The sequence below is a fragment of the Mycobacterium sp. genome (assembly GCF_049673265.1).
Lineage (GTDB): Bacteria > Actinomycetota > Actinomycetes > Mycobacteriales > Mycobacteriaceae > Mycobacterium.
Map to the genome: position 1 here is coordinate 1 of NZ_JBATXN010000603.1, position 4,236 is coordinate 4,236.

At 65.8% G+C, this 4,236-nt stretch carries 2 protein-coding genes; both read right to left on the reverse strand.

Going from position 1 to position 4,236, the window contains the following annotated elements; translation table 11 throughout:
• The coding region (locus tag WBF82_RS20430; RefSeq protein WP_424384755.1) for an NAD(P)-binding protein at nucleotides 1-512 on the reverse strand (512 nt) is incomplete at its 3' end.
• A partial coding sequence (gene gltB, locus WBF82_RS20435; protein WP_424384756.1) for a glutamate synthase large subunit occupies nucleotides 505-4,236 on the reverse strand: 3,732 nt, incomplete at its 5' end. The genes gltB and WBF82_RS20430, both read right to left, overlap by 8 nt.

Below are 4,236 nucleotides of genomic sequence, written 5' to 3' on the forward strand. Positions count from 1 at the left end.
GTCACCTTGTGGCCGGCGCGGGTCAGTTGCTGCGCGGCGGCCAGACCTGCCGGGCCGGAGCCCACCACCGCCACCGTCTTCCCGGTGAGCCGATCCGGTGGCAGCGGTACCACCCAGCCTTCATCGAAGGCGTTGTCGACGATCTCCAGCTCGATCTGTTTGATCGTCACCGGATCCTGGTTGATCCCAAGCACACACGCTGATTCGCACGGTGCCGGGCAGAGCCGGCCGGTGAAGTCCGGGAAGTTGTTGGTCGCATGCAGACGCTCGATCGCGTCGCGCCAACGACCGGTGCGGGTCAGGTCATTCCATTCCGGTATCAGGTTGCCCAGCGGACAGCCGTTGTGGCAGAACGGAATCCCGCAGTCCATACACCGGGTTGCCTGCTGTTGCAGCGTCTCGTGCGGGAAGTCTTCGTAGACCTCGTGCCAGTCGCGCAGCCGCAGTTCCACTGGTCGGCGTTTCGGCGTTTCGCGATGGGTGTAGCGCAAAAAGCCCTTCGGATCAACCACTGGCAGCCGCCATGATCGCCTGGTCGGGGTCGGCACCGGTGCGCTCGGCCTCGGCGATCGCCTCCAGCACCCGCTTGTAGTCGCGGGGCATTACCTTGACGAAGCGCCGTTGTTCTCCCGCCCAGTCGGCCAGGATGCGCTGTCCGATTGCGGAGTCGGTGGCGTCGACGTGTGCCTGAATCATGCCGTGCAGCCAGTCCAGGTCGTCATCGTCGAGCGCCTCCAGTTCCACCATCTCCGAGTTGAGGTTGTCCGGCAGTTCGGTTTCGGGGTCGTAGACGTAGGCGGTGCCGCCGGACATGCCCGCCGCAAAATTGCGGCCGGTGCGACCCAAAATCACAACCTTGCCGCCGGTCATGTACTCACAGCCGTGATCGCCGACGCCTTCGACCACTGCGTGGGCGCCGGAGTTGCGCACGGCGAATCGCTCGCCGACCACCCCGCGCAGGAACGCCTGGCCGCTGGTGGCGCCGAACAGAATCACGTTGCCGCCGATGATGTTGTCCTCGGCGACGTAGTCCGGCGGCGCGTTGTCGGCCGGTCGCACCACGATCCGGCCGCCGGACAAGCCCTTGCCCACATAGTCGTTGGCATCGCCGTACACCCGCAGCGTGATGCCGGCGGGTACGAACGCCCCAAAGCTGTTACCTGCCGAGCCGTCGAAGGTGATGTCGATGGTGCCGTCCGGCAATCCTTGGCCGCCATAGGCTTTGGTCACCTCGTGGCCGAGCATGGTGCCGACGGTCCGGTTGACGTTGGCGATCGTGGTGGAAAACCGCACGGGTTTCCCGGAGTCCAGCGCCTCACGGCTCATCACGATCAGCTGTTGGTCCAACGCCTTGTCCAGGCCATGGTCCTGGCTTGAACTGCAGTACAGGTCCTGGTTCATGAACGCCGATTCCGGCTCATGCAGCACCGGTGACAAGTCGAGTTTGTGTGCCTTCCAGTGCGCGCGGGCCAGCGTAGTGTCCAGCGAACCGACTTGGCCCACAGCCTCGTTGAGGGTGCGGAAACCCAGCTGCGCCATGTACTCGCGGACCTCTTCGGCGACGAACAGGAAGAAGTTCTCCACGAATTCGGGCTCGCCGGTGAACCGCTCCCGCAGCACCGGGTTCTGGGTGGCCACCCCCACCGGGCAGGTGTCCAGATGGCACACCCGCATCATGATGCAGCCGGAGACCACCAGCGGAGCGGTGGCGAAGCCGAACTCCTCGGCGCCGAGCAGCGCCGCGATCATCACGTCACGGCCGGTCTTGAGCTGGCCGTCGACCTGGACGACGATCCGGTCGCGTAACCCGTTGAGTAGCAACGTCTGCTGGGTTTCGGCCAGCCCGAGCTCCCACGGCGCGCCGGCGTGCTTCATCGACGTCAGCGGTGTCGCACCGGTCCCACCGTCGTGCCCGGAGATCAGCACGACGTCGGCGTGCGCCTTGGAGACACCGGCGGCCACCGTGCCGACACCGTTCTCGGAGACCAGCTTGACGTGGATACGCGCCGACGGGTTGGCGTTCTTCAGGTCGTGGATCAGCTGAGCCAGGTCCTCGATCGAGTAGATGTCGTGGTGCGGGGGCGGCGAGATCAACCCCACACCCGGGGTGGAATGCCGCACCTCGGCAATCCACGGATATACCTTGCCGCCCGGAAGTTGGCCGCCCTCACCGGGTTTAGCGCCTTGGGCCATCTTGATCTGGATGTCAGAGCAGTTGGTCAGGTAGTGCGAGGTGACCCCGAAGCGGGCCGAGGCGACCTGCTTGATCGCGCTGCGGCGCCAATCACCGTTAGGGTCGCGGTCGAAGCGGCTGACGTGCTCGCCGCCCTCGCCGCAGTTCGACCGGCCGCCCAGCCGGTTCATCGCGATGGCCAGCGTCTCGTGCGCCTCGGCGGAGATCGAGCCGTAGCTCATCGCTCCGGTGGCAAAGCGTTTGACGATCTCGCTGGCCGGCTCGACCTCGTCGAGCGGAATCGGCGGGCGGACCCCTTCGCGGAACTTCAACAGGCCGCGCAGCGACGCCATCCGCTCGCTCTGGTCGTCGACCAGCCGGCTGTAATCCTTGAAGATCTTGTACTGGCCGGTGCGGGTGGAGTGCTGCAGCTTGAAGACGGTTTCGGGGTTGAACAGGTGGTACTCACCTTCACGACGCCACTGGTATTCGCCGCCCACCTCGAGTTCGCGGTGTGCGCGTTCGTCGGGCCGGTCCAGGAAAGCCAGCTGGTGTCGGGCCGCGACGTCGGCGGCGATATCGGCGAGGGTGATTCCGCCTGTGGGACAGGTCAATCCGGTGAAGTACTCCTCGAGAACGTCCTCGGATACGCCGACAGCCTGGAACAGCTGGGCGCCGGTGTAGGACGCCAATGTGGAGATGCCCATCTTGGACATCACCTTCAGCACACCCTTGCCGGCGGCCTTGATGTAATTCTTCAGCGCCGTTTCGCGGTCGAACCCCTCGGCGACGCCGTGAAATAGGCCCCTGTCCAGCATGACCTCAATCGACTCGAACGCCATATAAGGGTTGACCGCCGCCGCGCCGAAGCCGATCAGCGCGGCCATGTGGTGCACCTCGCGGGCGTCGCCCGACTCGACCACCAGTCCGACTTTGGTACGGCTGCGTTCACGTACCAGGTGGTGGTGCACCGCGGAGACCGCCAGCAGCGACGGGATCGGGGCCATCTTCTCGTCGGATTCCCGATCGGACAGGATGATGATCCGCGCGCCGTCCGCGATCGCCGCCGAGGTCTGCGCACGCACCTCGTCCAGCGCGGCCTGCAGGCCGGCGCCGTTCTCGGCTACCGGGTACAGGCAGCGAATCACCTTGGACCGCAGGCCGTGCCGGCGACCGTTCACCTCGACGTCCGGGTCGAGGTTGATCAGCTTGGCCAGTTCGTGGTTGCGCAGAATCGGCTGCGACAACATGATTTGACGGCAGGAATCCTCGTTCGGGTTGAGCAGGTCGCCCTCCCCGCCGGTGGTGCCCTGCAGGCTGGTCACCACCTCTTCGCGGATGGCGTCCAACGGTGGGTTGGTCACCTGCGCGAACAATTGCTGGAAGTAGTCGAACAACATCCGCGGCCGCTGGGACAGCACCGCAACAGGCGTGTCGGTTCCCATTGACCCGATCGGCTCGGCGCCGGTCCGTACCATCGGCGCCACCAACAAGTTGAGCTCTTCGTAGGTGTATCCGAAAACCAACTGCCGCAAGACGACCCGATGGTGCGGCATCCGCACGTAATCGCCCTGGGGCAGCTCGGCCAACGGAACCAGCCCGTTGTCCAGCCACTGCTGATAGGGGTGCTCGGCGGCCAACTCGGCCTTGATCTCCTCGTCAGAGACGATGCGGCCCTCGGTCATGTTGACCAGGAACATCCGGCCGGGCTGCAGCCGCATGCGCTGCACCACCGTCGACGGGTCAAGGTCGAGCACGCCGGCCTCGGAGGCCATCACCACCAGACCGTCGGCGGTGACCCAAATCCGCGACGGGCGTAGGCCGTTACGGTCCAGCACGGCGCCCACGATGGTGCCGTCGGTGAACGTCATCGACGCCGGGCCGTCCCACGGCTCCATCAACGATGCGTGGTACTGGTAGAACGCCCGCCGGGCCGGATCCATCGACTCGTTGCGCTCCCACGCCTCGGGGATCATCATCAGCACGGCGTGGGCGAGGCTGCGGCCGCCCAGATGCAGCAGCTCGAGCACCTCGTCGAAGCGGGCGGTGTCCGAGGCGCCGGG